At 67.5% G+C, this 24,960-nt stretch carries 19 protein-coding genes; 10 read left to right on the forward strand and 9 right to left on the reverse strand.

What is annotated here, in order from left to right; translation table 11 throughout:
• Positions 1-91 precede the first annotated feature (91 nt).
• Positions 92-421: a TraR/DksA family transcriptional regulator gene (locus tag PM1_RS25805; protein ID WP_009617535.1), complete on the reverse strand. Its 330-nt coding sequence runs from the start codon at positions 419-421 to the stop codon at positions 92-94.
• 231 nt (positions 422-652) lie between these two features.
• On the opposite strand from PM1_RS25805, the gene PM1_RS25810 reads away from it, so the two are divergent.
• The 4 genes from PM1_RS25810 to PM1_RS25825 all read left to right on the forward strand — a co-directional run bounded on the left by PM1_RS25810 (position 653) and on the right by PM1_RS25825 (position 5,483).
• Entirely contained in the window at positions 653-1,141 is a 489-nt protein-coding gene (locus PM1_RS25810; RefSeq protein WP_009617533.1) for a DUF3015 domain-containing protein, read from the forward strand.
• A gap of 57 nt (positions 1,142-1,198) precedes the next feature.
• Positions 1,199-3,064 carry an Lnb N-terminal periplasmic domain-containing protein gene (locus tag PM1_RS25815; RefSeq protein ID WP_009617531.1) on the forward strand — a complete coding sequence of 622 codons (1,866 nt, stop codon included), beginning with the start codon at positions 1,199-1,201 and terminating at the stop codon, positions 3,062-3,064.
• A 46-nt stretch (positions 3,065-3,110) separates the two neighbouring features.
• On the forward strand, positions 3,111-4,331 hold the full coding sequence (locus PM1_RS25820; protein ID WP_009617529.1) for an RtcB family protein: 1,221 nt from the start codon (positions 3,111-3,113) through the stop codon (positions 4,329-4,331).
• Between the two features lie 129 nt (positions 4,332-4,460).
• A complete protein-coding gene (locus PM1_RS25825) occupies positions 4,461-5,483 on the forward strand; it encodes a cytochrome-c peroxidase (RefSeq protein ID WP_009617528.1) in 1,023 nt (340 codons plus the stop codon).
• A gap of 403 nt (positions 5,484-5,886) precedes the next feature.
• On the opposite strand, the gene gdhA is transcribed toward PM1_RS25825, so the two are convergent.
• The gene (gene gdhA, locus PM1_RS25830; protein ID WP_009617526.1) at positions 5,887-7,221 is read right to left on the reverse strand and encodes an NADP-specific glutamate dehydrogenase; all 1,335 of its coding nucleotides are present in this window, start codon (positions 7,219-7,221) and stop codon (positions 5,887-5,889) included.
• Positions 7,222-7,451: 230 nt separating this feature from the next.
• The gene (gene ettA / locus PM1_RS25835; protein ID WP_009617524.1) at positions 7,452-9,116 is read right to left on the reverse strand and encodes an energy-dependent translational throttle protein EttA; all 1,665 of its coding nucleotides are present in this window, start codon (positions 9,114-9,116) and stop codon (positions 7,452-7,454) included.
• A gap of 249 nt (positions 9,117-9,365) precedes the next feature.
• Here ettA and PM1_RS25840 point away from each other — a divergent pair, with 249 nt between their 5' ends.
• Together PM1_RS25840 and glyA are read left to right on the forward strand one after the other, a co-directional pair.
• Positions 9,366-13,625, forward strand: a complete 4,260-nt coding sequence (locus PM1_RS25840) for a sensor domain-containing protein (RefSeq protein WP_152604493.1) — start codon at positions 9,366-9,368, stop codon at positions 13,623-13,625.
• Between the two features lie 177 nt (positions 13,626-13,802).
• Positions 13,803-15,056 carry a serine hydroxymethyltransferase gene (gene glyA, locus PM1_RS25845; RefSeq protein WP_009617520.1) on the forward strand — a complete coding sequence of 418 codons (1,254 nt, stop codon included), beginning with the start codon at positions 13,803-13,805 and terminating at the stop codon, positions 15,054-15,056.
• 217 nt (positions 15,057-15,273) lie between these two features.
• Here the strand turns inward: glyA and PM1_RS25850 are convergent, their stop codons facing one another.
• The 3 genes from PM1_RS25850 to PM1_RS25860 form a co-directional block, all read right to left on the reverse strand.
• A complete protein-coding gene (locus PM1_RS25850) occupies positions 15,274-16,980 on the reverse strand; it encodes a J domain-containing protein (protein WP_009617518.1) in 1,707 nt (568 codons plus the stop codon).
• Between the two features lie 10 nt (positions 16,981-16,990).
• Positions 16,991-18,694 carry a molecular chaperone HscC gene (locus PM1_RS25855; RefSeq protein WP_009617515.1) on the reverse strand — a complete coding sequence of 568 codons (1,704 nt, stop codon included), beginning with the start codon at positions 18,692-18,694 and terminating at the stop codon, positions 16,991-16,993.
• 181 nt (positions 18,695-18,875) lie between these two features.
• Positions 18,876-19,343, reverse strand: a complete 468-nt coding sequence (locus PM1_RS25860) for a SecDF P1 head subdomain-containing protein (protein WP_009617513.1) — start codon at positions 19,341-19,343, stop codon at positions 18,876-18,878.
• 330 nt (positions 19,344-19,673) lie between these two features.
• Between PM1_RS25860 and PM1_RS25865 the strand changes: the two genes are divergently transcribed.
• The 3 genes from PM1_RS25865 to PM1_RS25875 all read left to right on the forward strand — a co-directional run bounded on the left by PM1_RS25865 (position 19,674) and on the right by PM1_RS25875 (position 22,754).
• Positions 19,674-20,969, forward strand: a complete 1,296-nt coding sequence (locus PM1_RS25865; RefSeq protein WP_009617503.1) for an NCS2 family permease — start codon at positions 19,674-19,676, stop codon at positions 20,967-20,969.
• 122 nt (positions 20,970-21,091) lie between these two features.
• Positions 21,092-22,186, forward strand: coding sequence for a tRNA (uridine(54)-C5)-methyltransferase TrmA (trmA, locus tag PM1_RS25870; RefSeq protein WP_009617501.1), 1,095 nt, complete (start codon positions 21,092-21,094; stop codon positions 22,184-22,186).
• 73 nt (positions 22,187-22,259) lie between these two features.
• Positions 22,260-22,754 carry a DUF4136 domain-containing protein gene (locus PM1_RS25875; RefSeq protein ID WP_009617499.1) on the forward strand — a complete coding sequence of 165 codons (495 nt, stop codon included), beginning with the start codon at positions 22,260-22,262 and terminating at the stop codon, positions 22,752-22,754.
• A 13-nt stretch (positions 22,755-22,767) separates the two neighbouring features.
• Here PM1_RS25875 and PM1_RS25880 read toward each other — a convergent pair whose 3' ends face one another.
• The 3 genes from PM1_RS25880 to PM1_RS25890 form a co-directional block, all read right to left on the reverse strand.
• Positions 22,768-23,070 (reverse strand): DUF1883 domain-containing protein, encoded by a 303-nt coding sequence (locus tag PM1_RS25880; protein WP_009617497.1) that lies wholly within the window; start codon positions 23,068-23,070, stop codon positions 22,768-22,770.
• Between the two features lie 86 nt (positions 23,071-23,156).
• Positions 23,157-23,507: a hypothetical protein gene (locus PM1_RS25885; RefSeq protein WP_009617495.1), complete on the reverse strand. Its 351-nt coding sequence runs from the start codon at positions 23,505-23,507 to the stop codon at positions 23,157-23,159.
• A 156-nt stretch (positions 23,508-23,663) separates the two neighbouring features.
• Positions 23,664-24,131, reverse strand: a complete 468-nt coding sequence (locus PM1_RS25890) for a DUF4345 family protein (RefSeq protein WP_009617493.1) — start codon at positions 24,129-24,131, stop codon at positions 23,664-23,666.
• A gap of 173 nt (positions 24,132-24,304) precedes the next feature.
• On the opposite strand from PM1_RS25890, the gene PM1_RS25895 reads away from it, so the two are divergent.
• Complete coding sequence (locus PM1_RS25895; RefSeq protein WP_009617490.1) at positions 24,305-24,739, forward strand: DUF411 domain-containing protein; 435 nt, start codon at positions 24,305-24,307, stop codon at positions 24,737-24,739.
• Positions 24,740-24,960 lie beyond the last annotated feature (221 nt).

A 24,960-nucleotide genomic window follows, 5' to 3' on the forward strand; every position in this document is an offset into this window, starting at 1 on the left:
CTTGCATCGGGCGGCACGGGGCCGCGGAGAGTTGCCCGCATTCTCGCGCTGCCCGCGCGCCACTGGCAAGGCGCGCGCAAGCCCTGGCCGATCAGTGCTGCAGATCGGCGCAGCGCAGGCAGTATTCCGTGGCCGGCAGGGCGCGCAGGCGGCGGGGCTCGATGGCTTCGCCGCAGCGTACGCACTGTCCGTAGGTTCCGTCCGCCAGACGCAGGCGCGCCAGGCCCACCAGGCGCATGCCCGCCTCGGCTTCGGCCAGCAGGGCCCGCAGCACATCGTCGTTCTCCCGCTGCTGGGCCTGTTCGGCAAAGTCCGGCGAGTGGGTCCGCGCCAGGTCGCTGCGGATCGCGGCGGCACGCTGGGAATATTCGCTGGCCAGCGCATCCAGGGCAGAACGGGGGTCGAAATCATCTACGGCCATGACGCCTCTCCGACGGACAAGGAACTGTTTCAAGTGTGGCCGGTTCCAAGGGAATCGCCGCTGATACCGATCAATAGCCTGTTGCAGGGAGCATGACGCGGTTCTCCCCGCCGAGGATTCAGGGACATCGCGCCTTGACACCCTCAGGATATTCCTACAAAGCTCTGGCAGGCGCTGTTTGCTGTCAGCGGCTACGTACAGCCATGCATTCGAACAAAGAGAGATACGCAGATGAAAAGGATTCTACTCGGTACCCTCCTCGCCACCGTTTCCATCGGCGCCTTCGCCGACGCCCCCGGCAGCGACGGCTGCGGCTGGGGCCAGATGCTCTTCAAGGGCCAGCGCGGCACCGCCACCCACGTGCTGGCGGCCACCACCAACGGCTCCTCGGGTAACAACACCTTCGGCATGACCACCGGCACCAACGGTTGCCACACCAATGGCGCGCTGACCTACGGCGGCAAGCCGATGATCGTGCTCAGCAGCATGATGGACGAGCTGTCCGAAGACATGGCCAAGGGTGACGGCGAAGCGCTGACCACCTACGCCGTGGTCCTGGGCGTGAAGCCCGAAGACCGCGCGCACTTCGCCGAAGTGACCCACGAGCACTTCGCGCAGATCTTCAACAAGTCCGACGTCACCGCCGAGGACGTCTACGCCAACACCCAGGCCGTGCTGAAACAGGACACCCGCCTGGCCAAGTACGCCGAACAGGCCTGAGCCTGATGGCCCGCCCCACCGGGGCGGGCTCCCCTACCTCGACCCGCTAAGGTCCCCATGCCCAAACGCCTGTTGCCATGGCTGGCGCTGTGCGCCTGCGCATCCCTGCACGCGAGCCCCCAGTTTCCCGAATCCCGCCTCCAGGCCCTGGCCGCGCAGCCCTACTGGCTGGCCCTGGGGCACTACACGCCGAGCAAGCTGGGCGGCTGGCGCAGCTTCGTCGACGACGACAGGTTCTTCCTCGCCGAGGACGGCGACCGCTCGCCGGAGCATGAGCTCAAGGCCACCGTCGACGCCCTCTACGCCGCCCCCGACCTCGGCGACAAGCATGCCCAGTGCGTCTACCCGGCGCGCACACGCTGGCTGAAGCAGCAATTGCAGCTGACCGGCCTGCCGCGGCCGGCGTGCAAGGAGTACGACACCTGGTACGGCGACATCAACCCGCACAGCGCCGTGCTGGTATTCCCCGCCGCCTACCTGAACAGCCCCTCGTCGATGTTCGGCCACACCCTGCTGCGCATCGACCAGGCCGACGTCGACAGCAACAACACCGCCCTGCTCAGCTACGCGCTGAACTTCGGCGCCTACATCGAGGGCATGGACAACAGCATCCTCTATGCCTGGAAGGGCCTGATGGGCGGCTACCCCGGCCTGTTCGCCCTGGTGCCCTACCGCGAGAAGCTCTCCGAATACAGCCGCCTGGAGAACCGCGACCTCTGGGAATACCGCCTGAACCTCACGCCCGAGGAGACCGGGCGCATGGTCGAGCACGTGTGGGAGCTCAAGCAGGTCCGCTTCAAGTACTTCTTCTTCGACGAGAACTGCTCCTTCCGCCTGCTCGAACTGCTGGAGATCGCCCGCCCCGGGGTGAAGCTGACCGGCGAATTCCCGCTCTACGCCATCCCCACCGACACGGTGCGCGCGGTGAAGCAGGCCGGGATGATCGACAAGGTCGACTACCGCCCCTCGCGGGAGAAGGAACTGCTGGCCCGCGCCGAGCCGCTGGACGCCGGCGAAAAGCAGCTGGCCCGGCGCCTGGCCGACGACGACCGGCTGCTCGATTCCCCCGAATTCAAGGCCCTGCCCGCGCCGCGCCAGGCGCTGGTGCAGGACACCGCCTTCCGCCTGCTGCGCTACCGCGCCACCGGCAAGGAGCGCGACGAGGCCGACGCCGCGCGCAGCTACCAGCTGCTGCGGGCGATCAACCAGAACCCACCGCCGCCGGCCCAGGTGGAACGCCCGGGGCAGCCGGAGGAAGGCCACCAGTCGCTGACCTGGCAGCTCGGCGCCGGCAGCCGCGACGGCCAGGCCTTCGCCGACTACGGCCTGCGCATGGCCTACCACGACCTGCTGGACAACAGCTACGGCTTCCCCCAGGGCGCGCAGCTGGAACTGGGCGACCTGCGCCTGCGCCAGTACGAGGGCAACCGCTGGCAGCTGCAGCGCTTCGACGTGGTCAGCATCCGCTCCATGACCCCGCGCAACGCCCTGCTGCAGCCGCTGTCCTGGCAGGTCACCGGCGGCTGGGAGCGGGTGCCCGGCAAGCACAGCGACGACGACCACGACACCCTGGCCGGCCACGTCAACGGCGGCGCCGGCGGCAGCTGGAAGCTCGCCGACGACCTGCAGGCCTACGCCCTGGGCACCGCGCGCATCGAGAACAACCCCGACTTCGCCGCGACCGTGGCGCCGGCAGTGGGCTTCGACACCGGCGTGCTCTGGCGCAACCCGCTGGGCAACCTGGCCCTGGAGGGCAAGGGCGACTACTTCCACAACGGCGAGGTGCGCCGCAGCCTGAGCCTCGGCCAGCAGGTGGAACTGGGCCGCAACCTGGGCCTGAGGCTGTCCGCCGAACGCCAGTTCAGCCACCAGGCCGGGCCGGTCAGCGAGGTCATGCTGGAGCTGCGCTGGTACCATTACTGAATCACCGGATTCAGCGCCCGCCGCGATGGTGGGCGGGTAGCGCGCCATGAAAACCCCAGCCCCCACCCTGCTCGAAGTCGCCGGCGGCAAGCCGATCAAGCTCTGGACCCAGGGCGTGCCCGTGGAAGACGAGGCGCGCCAGCAGTTGATGAACACCGCGCGCCTGCCGTTCATCTTCAGGCACCTGGCGGTGATGCCCGACGTGCACCTGGGCAAGGGCTCGACCATCGGCAGCGTGATTCCCACCGTCGGCGCCATCATCCCGGCCGCGGTCGGCGTGGACATCGGCTGCGGCATGATCGCCGCGCGCACCTCGCTGCTCGCCGCCGACCTGCCGGACAACCTGCACGGCCTGCGCAGCGCCATCGAAAAGGCGGTGCCCCACGGCAAGACCTTCGGCCGCCACGACCAGGGCGCCTGGAACGAGGTGCCGGCCCACGCCGACCAGGCCTGGAAGGGCCTGGCCCGGCGCTTCCGCGCCATCACCGACAAGTACCCGCGCCTGGAGAAGACCAACAACCGCAACCACCTGGGCACCCTGGGCACCGGCAACCACTTCATCGAGGTCTGCCTGGACGAGGCCGGGCGCGTGTGGTTCATGCTGCACAGCGGCTCGCGCGGGGTGGGCAACGCCATCGGCTGCCTGTTCATCGAACTGGCCCAGGCCGACATGCGCCAGCACCTGGCCAATCTGCCGGACAAGGACCTGGCCTACTTCGAGGAAGGCAGCCGGCACTTCGACGACTACGTGGAAGCGGTGGGCTGGGCCCAGGACTTCGCCCGGCAGAACCGCGAGCTGATGATGCAGGCGGTGATCGCCGCGGCGCGCAAGGTGATCCGCAAGCCCTTCGAGGCCAGCCTGGAAGCGGTGAACTGCCACCACAACTACGTGCAGCGCGAGCAGCATTTCGGCCGCGAGGTGCTGGTCACGCGCAAGGGCGCAGTCTCGGCGCAGAAGGGCCAGCTGGGCATCATTCCCGGCTCCATGGGCGCGAAGAGCTTCATCGTCCGCGGCCTGGGCAACGAAGAAGCGTTCTGCTCCTGCAGCCACGGCGCCGGGCGCAGCATGAGCCGCACCCAGGCGAAGAAGCGCTTCAGCGTCGAGGACCAGGTGCGCGCCACCGCCCACGTCGAATGCCGCAAGGACAAGGACGTGATCGACGAGATCCCCATGGCCTACAAGGACATAGACGCGGTGATGGCCGCCCAGCGCGACCTGGTGGAAGTGGTGCACACCCTGCGCCAGGTGGTCTGCGTGAAGGGTTGAAGCTGCGGCATATCCCCGCACCCATTGCCCCGGGAGGGGCGGCTTGATCCCGGTCAATTCTCGCCCTCGCCGCCTGGCCTCTCCTTGAAACAGGAAAAACCAATAGCCTGATAACGAGGAGAACACTCCATGCAGCCCCTGAAACTGGCCCTGGGCGGCCTGTTGTTGGCCGCCAGCAGCACCGCCGCCCACGCCGACGCCTTGCGCGACCAGGCCAACGCCATCTTCAAGCCCATTCCCGAGCAGACCACCGGGCTGGATGCGGCCCAGGTGGAGCTGGGCCGCCAGTTGTTCTTCGAGCCACGCCTGTCGGCCAGCCACGTGATCAGCTGCAACACCTGCCACAACATCGGCACTGGCGGCGCCGACAACGTGCCGGCCTCCAGCGGCCACGCCTGGCAGAAAGGCGCGCGCAACTCGCCGACGGTGTTCAACGCGGTATTCAACGTGGCGCAGTTCTGGGACGGCCGCGCCAAGGACCTGGAGGAACAGGCCAAGGGCCCGGTGCAGAACCCAGTGGAGATGCACAACACGCCGAAGAACGTCGAGGCCACGCTCAAGAGCATGCCCGAGTACGTGGCGGCCTTCGGAAAGGCCTTCCCCGGCGACAAGCAGGCGGTGAGCTTCGACAACATGGCCCGCGCGCTGCAGGCCTTCGAATCGACGCTGATCACCCCCGACTCGCGTTTCGACCAGTACCTCAAGGGTGACGACAAGGCCCTGGACGCCAAGGAGAAGAAAGGGCTGCAGGCCTTCATGAGCGCCGGCTGCATCAGCTGCCACAACGGCGTGAACCTGGGCGGCCAGGCCTACTTCCCGTTCGGCCTGGTGAAGAAGCCCGACGCCAGCATCCTGCCCAGCGGCGACAAGGGCCGCTTCGCGGTGACCAAGACGCAGAACGACGAATACGTGTTCCGCGCCGCGCCGCTGCGCAACGTGGCCCTCACCGCGCCCTACTTCCACAGCGGGCAGGTGTGGGACCTGGAGGAAGCGGTGACGATCATGGGCACCGCGCAGCTGGGCAAACAGCTGGATGCCGGCGAGGTGAGCGACATAGTCGCCTTCCTCAAGACCGTCACCGGCAAGCAGCCGCAGGTGGAATACCCGCTGCTGCCGCCGAGCACCGCCAGCACGCCGCGGCCGGTGGATTGACCAGGGGCCTCCCCCTGTAGGAGCAGGCCCTGCCTGCGATTCGCGCGCAGGGCGCGCTCCTACAGGGGAAAGGCATAGGTGGCGCAGTGTAGGAGCGGATCTCATCCGCGAATCGCGCCGGGATCTCCGGCGATCGCGAACAAGGTCCGCTCCTACGAAAGGCACCTCGGTGCGCTCGCGTAGGATGGGTGGAGCGAAGCGATACCCATCGCCGTGGCCGACCGGTACGTAGGGCGAATAACCGTTCGCGGTTATCCGCCGCTACACCTATCTCATGCCCGGCTTATTGGTCGGGATCGAAGCCCCGGGAACAGGTGCTCCGAAACCGAATCCGAGCGCGCCTGGAGCCATGGCCAGGCGGCGTATAACGCGGAGCGTCATACGCCCCCCGGGCTTCAGCAGGTCAGACCACCCCTTGCGCCAGCATGGCGTCGGCGACCTTGACGAAGCCGGCGATGTTGGCGCCCTTCACGTAGTTGATCCGGCCGTTCTCCTCGCCGTGGGCGACGCAGGCGTGGTGGATGTTCTGCATGATGCCGTGCAGGCGCTGGTCCACTTCGCCGGCGCTCCAGTGCAGGCGCATGGCGTTCTGGCTCATCTCCAGGCCGCTGGTGGCGACGCCGCCGGCGTTGGAGGCCTTGCCCGGCGCGTAGAGGATGCCGGCTTCGAGGAAGATATCCACAGCCTCGAGGGTCGACGGCATGTTGGCGCCCTCGGCCACGCAGATGCAGCCGTTGTCCAGCAGGGTGCGGGCGTCCTCGGCGTCCAGTTCGTTCTGCGTCGCGCAGGGCAGCGCGATGTCGCAGGGCAGCGACCAGGGGCGCTGGCCGGCCAGGAAGCGCAGGCCGGGGCCGGCCATTTCGCTGAGACGGCCGCGGCGGACGTTCTTCAGCTCCATCACCTCTTCCCACTGTTCCAGGCTCAGGCCGCCCTCGGCGAACAGGGTGCCTTCGGAGTCGGACAGCGAGATCACCTTGCCGCCCAGCTCCATCACCTTCTGCGCCGCGTACTGGGCCACGTTGCCGGAGCCGGAGATGGCCACGCGCTGGCCGTCGAAACCGCTTTCGCGGGCCTTGAGCATCTCCTGGGCGAAGTACACGCAGCCGTAGCCGGTGGCTTCCGGGCGGATCAGGCTGCCGCCGTAGGCCAGGCCCTTGCCGGTGAGCACCGAGCTGAACTCGTTGGCCAGGCGCTTGTACTGGCCGAACAGGTAGCCGATCTCGCGGGCGCCCACGCCGATGTCACCGGCCGGCACGTCCAGGTCGGCGCCGACGTGGCGGTACAGCTCGCTCATGAACGACTGGCAGAAGCGCATCACCTCGGCGTCGCTCTTGCCCTTGGGGTCGAAGTCCGAGCCGCCCTTGCCGCCGCCCATGGGCAGCGAGGTCAGGGAGTTCTTGAACACCTGCTCGAAGGCCAGGAACTTGAGCACGCCCAGGTTCACCGAGGGGTGGAAGCGCAGGCCGCCCTTGTACGGGCCGATGGCGCTGCTCATCTGTACGCGGAAGCCGCGGTTGACCCGCACCCGGCCCTGGTCGTCGACCCAGGGCACGCGGAACAGGATGGCGCGTTCGGGCTCGACGATGCGCTCGAGGATGCCGGCCTGCTGGTAGCGCGGGTTGGCTTCGAGGAACGGCCAGAGGGAACGCAGCACCTCTTCCACCGCCTGGTGGAATTCGGGCTGATCGGGGTCGCGCCGCTTGAGGCGCTCGAGGAACGAGTCAACGGATTGCGTCATGTCTACACCGGTCTTTCTGATTATGGGCGGGGCCCTTTTGCGGCGAGACTCTAACAACCGATATCGCACCGAGACAGTGCGACATGACGCCTTTATGAATCTTTTTGGTGCAAATCTGTAAGAAAGCCCTTTCAGCTACTGGGCTACAGCAAGTATTTCTAAATGTTTCAGATTGCTTCGTACACCTACGAAAACGGGGCCCGAAGGCCCCGTCTGTCGTGAGAAGCGGCTTACGCCAGCTTCTTGTAGCGCACGCGGTGCGGCTGCGCGGCAGCCTCGCCCAGGCGCTTCTTGCGGTCGGCTTCGAACTCGGTGTAGTTGCCTTCGAAGAAGGTCACCTTGCCGTCGTCCTCGTAGGACAGGATGTGGGTGGCGATACGGTCCAGGAACCAGCGATCGTGGGAAATCACGATGGCGGCGCCGGGGAAGTCCAGCAGCGCCTCTTCCAGGGCGCGCAGGGTTTCCACGTCGAGGTCGTTGGACGGTTCGTCGAGCAGCAGCACGTTGCCGCCCTGCTTCAGGGTCAGGGCCAGGTGCAGGCGGCCACGCTCACCGCCGGAGAGGTCCTTGACGAACTTCTGCTGGTCGGCGCCCTTGAAGTTGAAGCGGCCGACGTAGCTGCGCGAGGGGACTTCGTAGTTGCCGATCCTGATCTGCTCGAAACCGTCGGAAACCTGCTCCCACACGGTCTTGGTGCCGTCCAGGCTGTCGCGGCTCTGGTCGACGCTGGCGATCTGCACGGTTTCGCCGATCTCGATGGTGCCCGAGTCCGGTTGTTCCTTGCCGGTCAGCATGCGGAACAGGGTGGACTTGCCCGCGCCGTTGCCGCCGATCACGCCGACGATGGCGCCCTTGGGAATGCTCAGCGACAGGTCGTCGATCAGCACGCGGTCGCCGTAGCCCTTGCACACGTTGCGCAGCTCGATGACCTTGTCGCCCAGGCGCGGGCCGGCCGGGATGTAAATTTCGTTGGTCTCGCTGCGCTTCTGGAATTCCTGCGACTGCATTTCCTCGAAGCGCTGCAGACGGGCCTTGGACTTGGCCTGGCGGCCCTTGGCGCCCTGGCGCACCCACTCCAGCTCGGCCTTCATGGCCTTGGCGTGGGAGGCCTCCTGCTTGGCTTCCTGGGCCAGGCGGTTGGCCTTGGATTCCAGCCAGCCGGAGTAGTTGCCTTCGAAGGGGATGCCGTGGCCACGGTCCAGTTCGAGGATCCAGCCGGCGACGTTGTCGAGGAAGTAGCGGTCGTGGGTGATCGCCACCACGGTGCCGGGGAAATCGTGGAGGAAGTGTTCCAGCCAGGCGACGGAGTCGGCGTCCAGGTGGTTGGTCGGTTCGTCCAGCAGCAGCATGTCGGGAGCCGACAGCAGCAGGCGGCACAGCGCCACGCGGCGCTTCTCGCCGCCGGAGAGGTGTTCGATCTTCGCGTCCCACGGCGGCAGGCGCAGGGCGTCGGCGGCGACTTCCAGCTGGCGCTCCAGGTTGTGGCCGTCGGAGGAATGGATGATGGCTTCCAGCTTGGCCTGCTCGGCGGCCAGGGCGTCGAAGTCGGCGTCCGGCTCGGCGTAGGCGGCGTAGACCTCGTCCAGGCGGGCCTGGGCCTGCTTGACCTCGTCCACCGCTTCCTCGACCACGTCGCGCACGGTCTTCTGCGGGTCGAGCTGCGGCTCCTGCGGCAGGTAGCCGACCTTGATGCCCGGCATCGGGCGGGCTTCGCCCTCGATCTCGGTGTCGACGCCGGCCATGATGCGCAGCAGGGTGGATTTACCCGCGCCGTTCAGGCCCAGCACGCCGATCTTGGCGCCGGGGAAGAACGACAGGGAGATGTCCTTGAGGATTTCACGCTTGGGCGGCACGACCTTGCCGACCCGGTGCATGGTATAGACGTATTGAGCCATGGATACCTAGCTTCTGGGATGAAAGTGTGAATGGCCGTTATGGCTGTCGCGGCCTGCGGGCCGGTGTTGCCCGGGGCTCCGGGCGCGACCATTGGCCGCGGGCGACCGGCGAGAACGGCGACGGCAGGGCCGGACTCGCGGAAACAGGGCGCAGCGTTCAACGCGCGCGTGCGGCAAAGCTACCGGAATGGACCGTGAAGGGCAAACGACGCTCGTCGGCGATACTGGCACTTGGCCCTGCTTCCGGGCATGCTACTGCGCGCCGAACCCCGTCGCCCCGTTCCAGGTAGCCGCTCCTTGTCCAGACCTCCCCGCCCTCCGGCCAGCCTGGCCCGGCCTGAACGGCTGGCCATCAGGAGCGCCCTGCTGCTGGTGCCGCTGATGCTCGGCCTGCTGCTCTGGCAACTGGGCCAGGAATACTTCGGCCAGGCGCGGCTGGAGCGCGAGCGCGTGGTGCACCAGAGCCAGGAACTGGCGCACCAGCTGTCCCTGGCCCTGGAGCTCAAGGCCCTGGCCGCGCGCAGCCTGGCGCTGCAACGCCTGGGCCGCGGCGAGGAACCGGCGCTGCTGCTCGACGACCTGCGCCAGGTCTACCCCGCCCTGCGCAGCCTGGCCTGGTACGCGGCCAGCGGCGCCAGGCAACTGGACACCGCGCCGGACAGCGGCGACGACGCCTTCATCGCCGGCCTGCGCCAACGCGCCGGCGCCAGCCCCTTCCACTACGCCTACAGCGACGCCGATGGCGGCCACTTCTACCTGCTGCTGCGCCTCCAGGATACCGGCGGCCCCTTCGCCGTGCTCCGCCTGGACGCCGCCGAGGCACGCCGGCAATGGACCGGACGTATCCTGGACGGCGGCCACGCCTGGGTGCTGGAAGATGAGGTCGGCCACCCGATCCTGGCCGCGCCCGACGAGCCGACCGACGCCGCGCCGGAAAGCGTCGAAGCGCCGGCGCTGAAGGTCGCCAACAGCGACTGGCAGGTCCGCCCGCTGGTCGATGCGCCCGTCCTGCAGCCCAGGCTGCCGCCGCGCCTGCTCGGCGAGCTGGGCCTGCTGCTGTTGCTGGCCGGCATCAGCTGCGCCGCCCTGCTGCGCCTGCAACGCGAACAACAGAGCCTGCGCGCGCAGACCGCCGATTCGCAGTCGCGCCTGCGCCAGGCCGCCCAGGCCCTGGCGGCGGTGGACGAGCGGGTGCTGGTGACCAGCGCCGACGGCCGCCTGGTCTACCTCAACCCGCCGGCGGAGCGGCTGCTGGGCGTGAGCGCCGAAGACGCCCCGCAGCACCATCTCGCCCGCCTGCTGCCGGAACTGGAACGGCAGAGCGGCGAAGGCCAGCCATCGGGTACCCAGCACGTCACCCTGGAACGCAACGGCCGCCGCCGGCGCTATGCCGTCAGCCGCCATCCGCTGGAGGAATCCCCGCCGGGCGAGGCGCCCGGCTGGGTGCTGCGCGGCCAGCAGGCACCGGGCGGGCATGTCTGGGTGCTGCGCGACGTCACCGAGGAACAGCGCTCGCTGCAGGTGCTGGAAGAAACCCGGCGACGCTACCAGGACATCTTCGACGGCGTCGGCGTGGCGCTCTGCGTGCTCGACCTCTCGGACCTACAGCGCTTCTTCACCGACAACGGCCTGCGCGAGCCGGGCCGCCTGGAGGCCTGGCTGGATCGCCGCGAGGAACACTGGCCGCAGCTGCTGCGGCTGATCCGCATCAGCGAGGTCAACGAGGTGGCGCGCCGGCTGCTCGGCGTGGAGAGCGGCGAGCAGGCCTGGCGGCGCCTGATCAGCGACAGCCCGCGGCGCCCCGGCAGCGCCCGCGCGCGCATCATCGAGGCGATCCTCTGCGGCACCGGCCCCATCGAGCAGGAAGTCGCCATCCGCACCGGCCAGGGCGAGCTGCGCCACTTCTGGCTACAGTTGCGCATCCCCGAGCACCTGCCGGACTACCGCGCGGTCACCCTGAGCCTGTCCGACATCAGCAGCCGCAAGCAGGTCGAGCTATCGCTGATCGAGCGCGAGAAGTTCTGGTCCGACGCCGTGCGCGCGGTGCCCGACACCCTCTACATCCACGACATCACCGCGCGCCGGGTGATTTTCAGCAACCACCACCTGGGCAGCCAGCTGGGCTACGGCAAGGACGAGCTGCAGCAAATGGGCGAGCGCTTCTGGGAATGCCTGCTGCACCCGGACGACGTCGAGTACTACTGGCGCGTGCGCAACCTGCAACAGGTGATCGGCGACAACCTGCTGCTCGACAGCCTGCTGCGCTGGCGCCACCGCGACGGCAGCTGGCACTGGTTCGACATCCGCGAGCAGGCCTTCAGCCGCGACACCGACGGCCGCGTGGCGCGCCTGATCGGCGTGGCCAAGGACATCACCGACACGGTGGAGGCGAACAACTCGCTGCGCGAGAGCAGCCGCCGCTACCAGATGCTGGCGGAAAGCATCAGCGACGTGATCCTCACCACCGACGCCCAGCTGAACATCGACTACATCAGCCCGTCGATCGAGCAGACCTTCGGCTACAGCCCGGCCTGGCTGCTGCACAACGACCTGCAGCAGATCGCCGCCAACCCGGCGCAGCTGGGGCGCCTGCACGACCTGCTGGAGCGCGTGCGCGACGCCATAGGCGCGCCGCGCCGGCTGGCCGCCCTGCGCGAATCCAGCGCGGTGCACCTGTTCACCTTCGACTGCCTGCGCGCCGACGGCCGCAAGGTCCCGGTGGAGCTGCGCATCGCCCTGATGTGGGACGACAACGGGCGCTTCGTCGGCCTGCTCGGCGTGGCCCGCGACATCAGCCAGCAGCGCCGCGCCGAGCGCGAGATGCGCATGGCCGCCACCGTGTTCGAGCATTCCACCGCGGCCATCATGGTCACCGACCCGGCCGGCTACATCGTCCAGGTCAACGACTCCTTCTCGCGCCTGACCGGCTACAGCGCCGCCGAGGTGCTCGACCAGCAGCCGCGCCTGCTCACCGCCGACCAGCAGGAAGCCAACCAGCTCAAGCACGTGCTCGACAGCCTGCAGCGCAGCGGCAGCTGGGAGGGCGAGATCCTGCAGAAGCGCAAGAGCGGCGAGCTATACCCGTCCTGGGTGGGCATCACCGCGGTGCAGGACGAGGAAGGCGACCTGGTCAGCTTCGTCTGCTTCTTCAGCGACATCAGCGAGCGCAAGGCCAGCGAGCGGCGCATCCACCGCCTGGCCTACTACGACGCCCTCACCCACCTGCCCAACCGCACGCTGTTCCAGGACCGCCTGCACACCGCGCTGATGCAGGCCGAGCGGCACCGCCAGTGGGTGGTGCTGATGTTCCTCGACCTCGACCGCTTCAAGCCGATCAACGACTCCCTGGGCCACGCCGCGGGCGACCGCATGCTCAAGGAAGTGGCCGAGCGCCTGAACCAGTGCGTCAGCGACAACGACACCGTGGCGCGCATGGGCGGCGACGAGTTCACCCTGCTGCTGCCGGGCCTGGAGGACCGCGACAAGGCGCTCAAGCGCGCCATCCAGGTGGCCGAGCGCATCCTCGCCAGCCTCGCCCGGCCCTTCACCCTGGAAGGCCGCGAGTTCTTCGTCACCGCCAGCATCGGCGTGGCCCTGTCGCCGCAGGACGGCGCCGAGCTGAGCCAACTGATGAAGAACGCCGACACCGCCATGTACCACGCCAAGGAAGTGGGCAAGAACAACTTCCAGTTCTACCAGGCCGAGATGAACGCCCGCGCCCTGGAGCGCCTGGAGCTGGAGAGCGACCTGCGCCGCGCCATCGAGCAGGACGAATTCATCCTGCACTACCAGCCGCAGTTTACCGGCGACGGCCGCCGCCTCACCGGTGCCGAGGCCCTGCTGCGCTGGCAGCACCCCACGCGCGGGCTGATCGCGCCGGCCGAGTTCATCCCGGTGCTGGAGGAACTGGGGCTGATCGCCCAGGTCGGCGACTGGCTGCTGGCCGAGGCCTGCCGGCAGATCCGCATCTGGCACCGCGACAAGGTGCGGGTGCCCAAGGTCTCGGTGAACCTCTCGGCGCGGCAGTTCGCCGATGGCCAACTGGGCACGCGCATCGCCGGCATCCTCATGGAAACCGGCATCCCGCCGGCCTGCCTGGAGCTGGAGCTGACCGAAAGCATCCTGATGAGCGACGTGTCCGAGGCCATGCACATCCTCTCCGGCCTCAAGCGCCTGGGCCTGGCCATCGCGGTGGACGACTTCGGCACCGGCTACTCGTCGCTGAACTACCTCAAGCAGTTCCCCATCGACGTGCTGAAGATCGACCGCAGCTTCGTCGACGGCCTGCCCCACGGCGAGCAGGACGCGCAGATCGCCCGCGCCATCATCGCCATGGCCCACAGCCTGAACCTGATGGTGATCGCAGAGGGCGTGGAGAGCCAGGCGCAGCTGGACTTCCTGCGCGAACACGGCTGCGACGAGGTGCAGGGCTTCCTGTTCGGCCGGCCGATGACCGCCGAGCAGTTCGCCGCGCTGTTCTCCAGCAATGCGTTGTTCCTGCTCGGCTAGCGCCAGGATTCCCCTGTAGGAGCGCGCCCTGCGCGCGAATCGCGGGCAGGGCCCGCTACAGCGCTCCCCCCGCGTGAACCCCGCTTATCCGCCACATGACCGCCTTTCATATGCCAGCGCGCGCGCCCTGGGTTAGAATGCGCCCCTTTCCCAGCACCGATCCTTATGAGGACCGCCATGTTCAGCCGTGATTTGACCCTCGCCCGCTACGATGCCGAACTCTTCGCCGCGATGGAGCAGGAAGCCCAGCGCCAGGAAGAGCACATCGAGCTCATCGCCTCCGAGAACTACACCAGCCCGGCGGTGATGGAAGCCCAGGGTAGCGTGCTGACCAACAAATACGCCGAAGGCTACCCGGGCAAGCGCTACTACGGCGGTTGCGAGTACGTCGACGTGGTCGAGCAGTTGGCCATCGACCGCGCCAAGCAACTGTTCGGCGCCGACTACGCCAACGTCCAGCCGCACTCCGGCTCCCAGGCCAACGCCGCGGTCTACATGGCCCTGCTGAACGCCGGCGACACCGTGCTGGGCATGAGCCTGGCCCACGGCGGCCACCTGACCCACGGCGCCAGCGTCAGCTTCTCCGGCAAGATCTACAACGCCGTGCAGTACGGCATCGACGGCAACGGCCTGATCGACTACGACGAAGTCGAGCGCCTGGCCGTGGAGCACAAGCCGAAGATGATCATCGCCGGCTTCTCCGCCTACTCGCAGATCCTCGACTTCCCGCGCTTCCGCGCCATCGCCGACAAGGTGGGCGCCTACCTGTTCGTCGACATGGCCCACGTGGCCGGCCTGGTCGCCGCCGGCATCTACCCGAACCCTGTGCCCTTCGCCGACGTCGTCACCACCACCACCCACAAGACCCTGCGCGGCCCGCGCGGCGGCCTGATCCTGGCGCGCAAGAACGAAGAGCTGGAGAAGAAGCTGAACTCCGCGGTCTTCCCGGGCGGCCAGGGCGGCCCGCTGGAGCACGTCATCGCCGCCAAGGCCGTGTGCTTCAAGGAAGCCCTGCAGCCCGAGTTCAAGGCCTACCAGGAACAAGTGGTGAAGAACGCCCAGACCATGGCCCAGGTGTTCATCGAGAACGGCTACGACGTGGTTTCCGGCGGCACCCAGAACCACCTGTTCCTGCTCAGCCTGATCAAGCAGGACATCACCGGCAAGGACGCCGACGCCGCCCTGGGCCGCGCCTTCATCACCGTGAACAAGAACAGCGTGCCGAACGACCCGCGCTCGCCCTTCGTCACCTCGGGCCTGCGCATCGGCACCCCGGCCGTGACCACCCGCGGCTTCAAGGAAGGCGAGTGCCGCCAACTGGCCGGCTGGATCTGCGAGATCCTCGCCAACCTGGGCGACGAAGCCGTGGAAGGCCGCGTGCGCGAGCAGGTCAAGGCCCTGTGCGCCCAGTTCCCGGTGTATGGCAAGTAAGCCGAACCGCGAACACGAACAAGCCCGGCGAATCAGGCTGTGTGAAAACCCGAGCGGCTCTTCGAAGAGTGCGTTCCTACGTGAAATCTGAAAAGGCTTGGCTATTCAGCCAACCCAGAATCCGCGTAGAAACGCGAAATCCAGGTTGTTTTTTAACCAGCTGGACCGATCCGGAGGTTTTCACACAGCCTGGAATGCCGGGCTTTTTCATTGCTGTCTAATCACCTGAGAGCGGCGGCGTGCGCTCAATTTGCCAGCGCAGGCAGACCAGATCGCGCCGATAGCGCAGATCGCTACAGAAACGCTCCAGTTCCGCCGGCGCCATGTTCGGGACTTGGCGCCGAACCTGATTTGCGTTCTTCGACACACTGCCAGCGATGGCCGCCAAGCCGGCAAGCAACAAGACGCCGATGAAGAAGGCGTTGCGCCGATAGGCCCAACCACGCTCCAGCAGTAATTGCGCACGTCCGAGCAAGCTGGTACGGCGAAGCAACTGCATGGCCCCTAGAACCGGCACGGCGAGGATCAGCCCTCCCCACCACACTTCGTGTCCCCGCCACCCTGCCAGCATCGCGGCGCCCAGCCCGAGCAGGTAGCCAATGGCACCGTCGCGCAACGGTCGTAGCCCCGCGCCATGCTCGTGCAAGGCCGCCGGTAGAAGGCTGCTCAAGTAGTAGTCAAGGCGCTTGAGCGGTGCCCCGAGGAATCGCTGGGAAATCCGGAGCAGCTTATCGAGCGACGCAGCCAGCAGCACCGAGGTGACCGGGACGCTGATGAACAGCTGCGTCAGGTTGGGCGAAGGCTTCGCCAACTCGGCCGGCATGAGGGCAATGGCATACATCAGCATGAACCCCAGCCAGAGCATCAACACCCGTGGCCAGCGGGTCTCGCTGCGGGCCAGGTCGTGCCAGAAGCCGGCATCCAGGCTATTGGCCAATGGCAGGCGTCGAGTCAGCTGCGGATAGCGATGCCTGAGCGTTTCCGCGACGCGCCGCGAACAGTCCCAGTCGGCCTCCGTGAAGTCTGCGCTGAAGCGTCGCCGCTGGAAGCGATCGAACGGACCGAGCACCAGCCTTGCCGCACGGCATTCACTGGTCAACTCCCAGCGCCGTGCGTCATTTTGCAAGCGGTCATAGAAGCGCTCAGCATCCCAGCGATCTAGAAGGGCATGCCAGAGGTGCGCGGGGCAACTGGCGTCACGTTGCCCCTCATTCCAGCGGAAGAGCGCCGCAATTTCATCGAGGGTCCTCCCGGAACAGTACGGCAAGTCCAACAGCAGCCGCACCACCGCCGTCTCCAACAGTTCACGGGCATCGAAACTCTGCAACCAGGGCTCCCCGGCCAGAGCCGCCAGCCCCCTGACGAACGCCTCTCCGCCATCCTGCTCATGCAATTCGCGCAGAGCGTCCAGACGCTCGCCAAGCAATTGCACCCACAACGGCCATAGCGTCTGTGCGCTCAGGCCCGAACGTTCGTTGGTGCGCAACCAGCCGAACGTCTCGCAGGCGGCATCACGCAACCCGGTGCCTCGCGCATCCGCCAGGCACAACTGCAGTACGCCATCCTCAAAGGACAGCGCCAGCCCTTCCGCCTCGGCCGTGCGCAGACGTTCGGACAACTCGTCTGGGCGCAGATTCTCCAGCAGCGACGCCAAGGAACGAAATGGAACCTCGACGGCAACAGAATGCAACGGGCTAGCCGCCAGAGGGGGGGCCGCAACGGCGATGTCGTCATCCCCATCCTCGGTGCCACCTCGCTCGCGCCACTGGGCGAAGCTCATAGCCTGTTCATAGGCTTCACGCAGGGCCTGGAAAGCCTGCGCATCCTCGTCCGGCCGGGTGACCTTGAGCAACCGCGCGTACTGACGCTTGATGCTCCGCTCATCGGCCTCGGCCTCCAGGCCGAGAATCTCCCAACAGCTCATCGCAGCCTCCTCAGCGCCAGGACGAACGTTCGAGCTCGTCGAGCTGCGCTTCGATCGACGCGCGCAGATTGTCGATGCGCTGCGGGTCCTGCTCGCCCAGCACCTGCTGGAAACGCCCGGCCATCTGCGCCAGCGCTTCCCGCGTGTCGCCCAGGTGTTCCTGGTAAAGGCGTTCCAGGCGCGCCAGCAAGGTCGTGTTGAGCAACTGGTCACGCGGATGCACCTTCAGCTGCGCCAGGGCCGCCAGGCGTTCGCGGATTTCCTCGGGAGTCAGTACGCCGGGGTTCTTCTCGATGACTAGGCTGTGCCGCGCGCCGCTCTCCGGCAGAGTCACCTCCGCTTCGAGAATACCGTTGTTGTCGTAGGTGAAACGCACGTCCAGCTTGACCTCGCCCGCCTTGCGCGGCGGTACCGGGATATCCAGCTCGCCGAGGGGGATATTGTCCTTCACCAGGCGACTCTCGCCCTGGTAGATCTGCAGCAGCACCCGGGTCTGGCTGTCCTGCAGAGTCTGCACCGTCTTCACCCGGCTCACCGGCACCACGCTGTTGCGCTCGATGATCGGCAGGTAGTGGCCGCCTTCGTATACCCGGCCGAACTGCGCGGTGGTCTCGATGCCCAGGGTGTAGGGGCAGACGTCGGTCAGCACCACTTCCTCCAGCGCCGCCTCACGCTGCTTCAACGCCGCCTGTACCGCGGCGCCCAAGGCAACCGCTTCGTCGGGGTTGACGTGCATGGCCGGGAAACGGCCGAACAGGGTCGCGGCCAGCTTGCGGATCAACGGCATGCGGGTAGTGCCGCCCACCAGCAGGATCTCGTCGAGGTCGGCGACGCGGATGCGCGCATCGCGCAAAGCCCGCTCGATAGGCCCGCGCAGGCGCTCAAGTAGCGGGGCGCAGACGCGCTGCAAGTCGTCCAGGGTGACTTCCAGCGCCCATTGCCGGCCACCCTGCGCCAGGGAGAAGCTGGCGCTGGGTTGCAGGCCAAGTGCATGGCGCACCCGTTCTGCTTCCCGGCGCAGACGGTTGTACATGCCGGGGGCCTCGACATCGGGAAACTGCTTGTCCTGGCGCTGGCTGGCGACGAAATGCTGGACCAGCGCGGTATCGAAATCTTCACCGCCAAGGAAGTTGTCGCCCGCGCTGGCGCGCACCTCCATGACGCCTTCGAAGAGTTCGAGGATGGAAACGTCGAAGGTGCCGCCGCCCAGGTCGAAAACCAAGAAGGAGGTCTCCTGGCCCTTCTGGTGCACGCCATAGGCCAACGCCGCGGCAGTGGGCTCGTTGACCAGCTTGTCCACCTTCAGCCCGGCCAGCTCGCCGGCGATACGCGTGGCCTTGCGCTGGGCATCGCTGAAATAGGCCGGCACGCTGATCACCGCCTCCTCTACCGGCTCACCGAAGACGCGCTCGACATCTTCCTTGAGGCTACGCAGGACCAGCGCCGAGAGCTCCTCGGGGCGGAACCTGCGCTTGCCCAGGATAATTTCCTGGGCACTGCCCATATGGCGCTTGAACAAGGCTGCAGTGAGCTGGGGGTGGGTCTGCAGGCGCTCGCGGGCAGCCTGACCGACCAGAACCAGGCCCTGGTCGTCGAGGCCAACTACGCTTGGGGTGATCACGCTACCCAGCGCATTGGGCACCAGTTGCGGGGCATCGTCGCGCCATACGGCGACGAGGCTGTTGGTGGTGCCCAGATCAATGCCGACTATCATACTGGCGCTCTCCTTGCGGGCTTGGTGGGCTCTGCAAGCCAGGCCCATCCATGGAAGGGAAAGAGCACTATTACAGCGAGATGCCAGTATCCGGTAAAGCCCCCCGAAGCAGTATCAGAGTGAGCCGGTTGGCCTCGGAAGAATTCGGGGGATTCGGACTTTCCCTCCTGCTTGCCGCTGCTCAAGGCTGCACCGGCACATCCCGCAGCGCATTGAGCTGCCGCGCCAGCGTCTCCGCTTCCACCTGGCTGTCGAAGCCCTCCAGCATCACCCGGCCGTCGCGCACCGGCTCGGATACCTGCGGCAGCATGCGCAGGCGGCCGTCGATGACCACCGCCAGGGCCTTGCCCTGCTGCTTTTCGGTCAGCCGGGCCAGGCGCTTGCTGGCGTCGGGGGCGAAGGTCACCAGCACGCCGGGGCGGCCGCCGTTGCCCAGCACCACCTCGGCGCGCTGCACGTCGCGCTGGGTGAGTTCGGCGCGGGCGATGACCAGCACCGCCTGGCCCTGCGGGTCGGCCAGGGTGCGCGTGCTGGCGCTGGGCTTGTCGGCGGTGGCGTGGATGTCGAAGCTGTGCTGCGGCAGGACTGGCGGCGCGCCGGCGCAGGCGCCCAGCAGGGCGAGGAGGCAGAGCGGAATCAGGCGTTTCATGGGTCGACGATGGGGTCAGGCAACAAGGGAATCGGGCCGAATGCCGGTTGGACAACGACGCGCGCCGGTCATTGCGTACCGGCCGGCGCATGATAACGCCGATGGCGGCCCGGCAGGCGTGGCCGAAGTCAACGAAGGCGCTGGCGCGGGCCCTGCGCTGGCAGTGACGGCCCCGGCCAACTAGGCTCGTCGTGGGGCCGGTCGACGGGCTCGATACCCGCGTTTCCGGCGAGCTGCTATCATGCCCGCCTTTTTTGCCCAGGCCGCGCAAGACGGCCAATCCTGACCGACCGGTCGAGCCGACAAGACGCCCAAACACGGGAGCACGACATGCTGGAAAAGCTGTTCCAACTCAAGGCGCACAATACCAACGTACGCACCGAGATCCTGGCGGGGATCACCACCTTCCTGACCATGGCCTACATCCTCTTCGTCAACCCGAGCATCCTCGGCGAAACCGGCATGGACAAGGGCGCGGTGTTCGTCGCCACCTGCCTGGCCGCGGCCATCGGCTCGGCGATCATGGGCCTGATCGCCAACTACCCCATCGCCCTCGCCCCGGGCATGGGCCTGAACGCCTTCTTCACCTATACCGTGGTGCTGCATATGGGCCACACCTGGCAGGTGGCGCTCGGCGCGGTGTTCCTCTCGGCGTGCATGTTCTTCGTCATTTCGATCTTCCGCATCCGCGAATGGATCATCAACAGCATCCCGCTGGCCCTGCGCTCGGCCATCGCCGCCGGCATCGGCCTGTTCCTGGCGCTGATCGCGCTCAAGGAGTCGGGCATCGTCATCGCCAACCCGGCCACCCTGGTGGGCATGGGCGACCTGGCCAGGCCCGAGCCGCTGCTGGCCATCCTCGGCTTCATCCTCATCGTCGCCCTGGAAGCGCGCCGCGTGACCGGCGCGGTGATGATCGGCATCCTGGTGGTGACCTTTGTCGCCATCGCCCTGGGCGTGACCCAGTTCGGCGGCGTGGTGTCGATGCCGCCGTCGCTGGCGCCGACCTTCCTCCAGTTGGACATCAAGGGCGCCCTGGACATCGGCCTGACCAGCGTGATCTTCGCCTTCCTCTTCGTCGACCTGTTCGACAACTCCGGCACCCTGATCGGCGTGGCCAAGCGCGCCGGGCTGATGGGCAAGGACGGGCACATGCCGAAGATGGGCCGCGCGCTGATCGCCGACAGCACCGCGGCCATGTTCGGCTCGCTGCTGGGCACCTCCACCACCACCAGCTACATCGAGTCGGCCGCGGGCGTTTCCGCCGGCGGGCGCACCGGCCTGACCGCCATCGTGGTCGCCGTCCTGTTCCTCCTGGCGCTGTTCTTCGCCCCGCTGGCGGGCAACGTCCCGGCCTTCGCCACCGCGCCGGCGCTGTTCTTCGTCGCCGTGCTGATGGCCTCGGGCCTGGCCGAGATCGACTGGGACGACCTGACCGTCGCCGCGCCGGTGGTGGTCACCGCCCTGGCCATGCCGCTGACCTTCTCCATCGCCAACGGCATCGCCTTCGGCTTCATCACCTGGACCGCCTGCAAGCTGCTGTCCGGCCGCTTCCGCGAACTGAACTGGGCGCTGGTGATCCTCTCGGTGCTGTTCGTCATCAAGCTGGGCTGGTACAACGCCTGACCGATAGCGATACCCGTGCAGCATGGGTATCGCTTCGCTCAACCCATCCCGCGAGTCGCCTGCAGGATGGGTCGGGCGCAACGAAACCCATCGCCCGCCACCGCGCGCAGCAAGAGTTCCCCATGAGCAGTCCCCGTTTCGACCCCGCCACCTACGACACCCAACTGGCCGACAAGGCCGCGCGCCTGCGCGAGCTGCTGGCGCCCTTCGCCGCGCCCGAGCCGCAGGTGTTCGACTCGCCCCGCGAGCACTACCGCCTGCGCGCCGAGTTCCGCCTGTGGCGCGATGCCGGGACCGAAAGCCGGCACTACGCGATGTTCGAGCAGGGCGACAAGCACACGCCCATCTACATCGAGCAGTTCCCCATCGCCAGCCAGCGTATCAACGAACTGATGCCGCGCCTGAAGGCCGCCTGGGCCGAGCGCGCCCTGGGCCACAAGCTGTTCCAGGTGGAATTCCTCACCACCCTGGCGGGCGACGCGCTCATCGCCCTCTGCTACCATCGCCCCATCGACGACGCCTGGCAGGCCACCGCGCAGAAGCTGGCCGCCGAGCTGGGCGTGAGCATCGTCGGGCGCTCGCGCGGCAAGCGCCTGGTGGTCGGCCGCGACTACGTCGAGGAAGCACTGCAGGTGGCCGGGCGGACCTTCCGCTACCGCCAGCCGGAAGGCGCCTTCACCCAGCCCAACGGCGCGGTCTGCCAGAAGATGCTGAACTGGGCCTACGAGGCCCTCGGCCAGCGCGACGACGACCTGCTGGAGCTGTACTGCGGCAACGGCAACTTCACCCTGCCGCTGGCCACCCGGGTGCGCAAGGTGCTGGCCACCGAGATCAGCAAGACCTCGGTGAACGCCGCCCTGGCCAACCTGGCCGACAACGCCGTGGATAACGTCACCCTGGTGCGCCTGTCCGCCGAGGAGCTGACCCAGGCGCTGAACGAGGTGCGCCCCTTCCGCCGCCTGGCCGACGTCGACCTGAAGGGCTACGACTTCGGCAGCGTGTTCGTCGACCCGCCGCGCGCCGGCATGGACCCGGACACCTGCGAGCTGACCCGCCGCTTCGAGCGCATCCTCTATATCTCCTGCAACCCGGAGACCCTGGCGCAGAACATCGCCCAACTGCACGACACCCACCAGGTGACGCGCTGCGCGCTGTTCGACCAGTTCCCCTATACCCATCACATGGAAGCGGGCGTGCTACTGGAACGCCGCGGCTAACCCAACCTGGGTTGGGCGGCGCGCATCGCGCCGCCGGCTAGGCTGCTGTGGATAACCACAAGAGAGCCTCGCCATGCACCGCTTCCTGCTTCCCCTGCTCGCCCTGTTGCTGGCCGCCTGCGCCGGCAGCGACCCGGCCAAAGTCACGGTCTCCCCGGCCGCCGATGGCCACCAGGGCAGCTTCTCCATCCAGGCGGTACGCGCCCCCGGCCATCGCCTGGACCTGGAGGACCGCTTCGACGCTGCCCTGCGCCGCGCCCTGGAAGCCAAGGGCTACCGCTACCAGGCGCAAAATGGCGAACTGAGGGTGCTCTACGCATTGGGGCTGGAGCGCCAGACCGGGGTGATCCAGCGCCCGGTGGCGACCCAGGAAGGCGTGGTGAACCAGACGCAGATCGCCGATTCCGACCTGGCGCGGCTGGTCATGCGCATCATCGACGAACGCAGTCGCGAGGTGCTCTACGAAGCGCAGTTGAGCAGCCAGCTACAGGACCCGAACCTGAGCCAGGAGGCTTTCGACAAGGCATTGGCGAAGCTGCTGGAGGACTTCCCGGCGCACCGCCCCTGAGGCGGCTCAGCTCTCAGCTATAGCTGGAAGGGGTCTTGCGCACGAACTTGATGTTGTAGCTGAAGTCCGGCTTGCGGGTGACGCTGATGGCGCGGCGGGTGACGGTGTCCAGGGTGACGTTCCAGAACCCGGTGCTGGGCACCCGGATGCGCGCCGGGAAGCGCTCGAAGGCGCCGCCGTGGTACGCGTGGCGCGCGCCGTTCTTGAAGCTGCGGAAGTTGGCGTCGGTCATCAGGCGGATATTGCAGGTGCGCGAGCATTCGATGACCACGAGGTCGCCCTCGTTGAGGTGTTCGCGCTTGTGGATGAATTTCATGTTGCGGGCCTGCGGGTGACGGTCGAACGGGGCGCAACGATAGCACGGAAGCCGGCGCCGCCCCAGCGGCGCCGGGCGGATGCGCGTCAGTTCGCGGCGCGCAGGCGGATACCGTCGGCCTCCACGCGCTGGCCCACCTGGAACTCGGCGTTGGGCGAACGCACGCTGCGCTGGCTGCCGTCCTCCGCCTGCACCACGTAGGCCTTCTGGCTGGCGCCGCTGGCCTGCTGCACGCCGCTGCCGGCCAGCCAGCCGATGCCGGCCCCCGCCAGCGCGCCGAAGGGCCCGCCCAGGGCGCCGCCGATCAGCACCCCGCTGCCCGCGCCGAAACCGCCGCCGACCGTGTTGTCCGGCCGTTCAGCCACCACCTGGTCCGCCTGCGCCACCGCGCAGGACAACAGCACCACACCCATTGCACACAGGCTCGCTACTTTCATGATCGCTCCATTGGCGTTTGAAGGTAGCCAAGCCATTACAGCAAGCGTGCCAGCCCCCGAGGGCCCATGGATCAAGGGCTGGCGCGATGACAGAGTCTAAATGACATCATCCGGCGGAGTCATCCTGACTCGCCGCAGAGTCATTCGGACCTTGTTTCAGAGCCCTTCGAAGTCGGCGTCGCGCACCTTCTCCACCGGCGCCTCCGGCAGCGGTTCGGCCGGCTCCGGCTCGCGCCGGCCGCGCTCCAGCCAGTACAGGGCGAAGATCGCCAGCAGCGACACGCTGCCGCGGTAGACCAGGCCGTAGAGGGTGGCGTCGGTGTCGATGCCCAGGCCCGAGGACCAGGCGATGAGCAGCCGCGACAGGGTCAGGGTGAGCTGCACCAGCACCACCAGGATCAGCCCGGCGCGCAGCAGCTCGCGGCGGCGCAGGGCGAACAGCAGGAACAGCGCCAGGGCGAACTGGTGGCCGCCGTAGAACACCTGGGCGTCGCTGACCGACTCCGGCTCCATCAGCAGCATGCCGCTGAGGTTGGCCATCTCGTAGGGGCGCACCCAGTACAGCAGGCCCAGGCCGGCCCACACCAGGGCCTGTAGCAGCAAGACGAAGCGGGCGAAGAGCATCCTGTTCCTCCTGGGGCCCGTCAGCCCTCGGCAAAATGAAGATGGATAAAGGACACAGACCTTGCTCGGCACGCCGAGTTCGCCGGCGGCGTCATAAGCTGATACAGAGCAGGGACGGGCGCCGCCGTCCCTGAGAGTATGCTCCACGGATTTCGTTCTGACAGGAGCTTCCCATGCGCCGCATCCTCCTTCTCGCCGCCCTCCTCGCCGGCACCGCCCAGGCCGCCCAGCCGCTGACCATCGACGTGCACCGCGACGTCAACTGCGGCTGCTGCAAGGACTGGATCAAGCACCTGCAGGCCAACGGCTTCACGGTCAACGACCACGTCGAGGCGGACATGAGCGCGGTGAAGACGCGCCTGGGCGTGCCCTACACCATGGGCTCGTGCCACACCGGGGTGATCGACGGCAAGTTCGTCGAAGGCCACGTGCCAGCCAGCGAAGTGCTCAAGCTGCGCGAGCGCGCCGACCTGGTGGGCGCGGCGGTGCCGGGGATGCCCATGGGCTCGCCGGGGATGGAGATGGGTGGGCGTTACGATGCCTACCAGGTGCTGGGGTTGGGCAAGGATGGGAAGGCGGTGGTGTTGGCGGATTATCCGGGGCGTTGAGGGGGGCTTGGAGTATCCCTGCTGCTTTGGAGCCTGGGATCAACTCCGCTCCCTCTCCCCAGCCCTCTCCCTGAAGGGAGAGGGGGCTAGTCCGTGCCGAGAGAAGAATTGGCTCCAGCCGGAAATCACCGAGGCTGCCGGATGACTCCATTACATCAGCGTCTGCCCAACGGTCCCCTCTCCCTTCAGGGAGAGGGTTAGGGAGAGGGCGCTCTCCAGCC

Origin of the sequence: Pseudomonas sp. M1, from assembly GCF_022760135.1 — a bacterium.
Taxonomy (GTDB): domain Bacteria; phylum Pseudomonadota; class Gammaproteobacteria; order Pseudomonadales; family Pseudomonadaceae; genus Pseudomonas; species Pseudomonas citronellolis.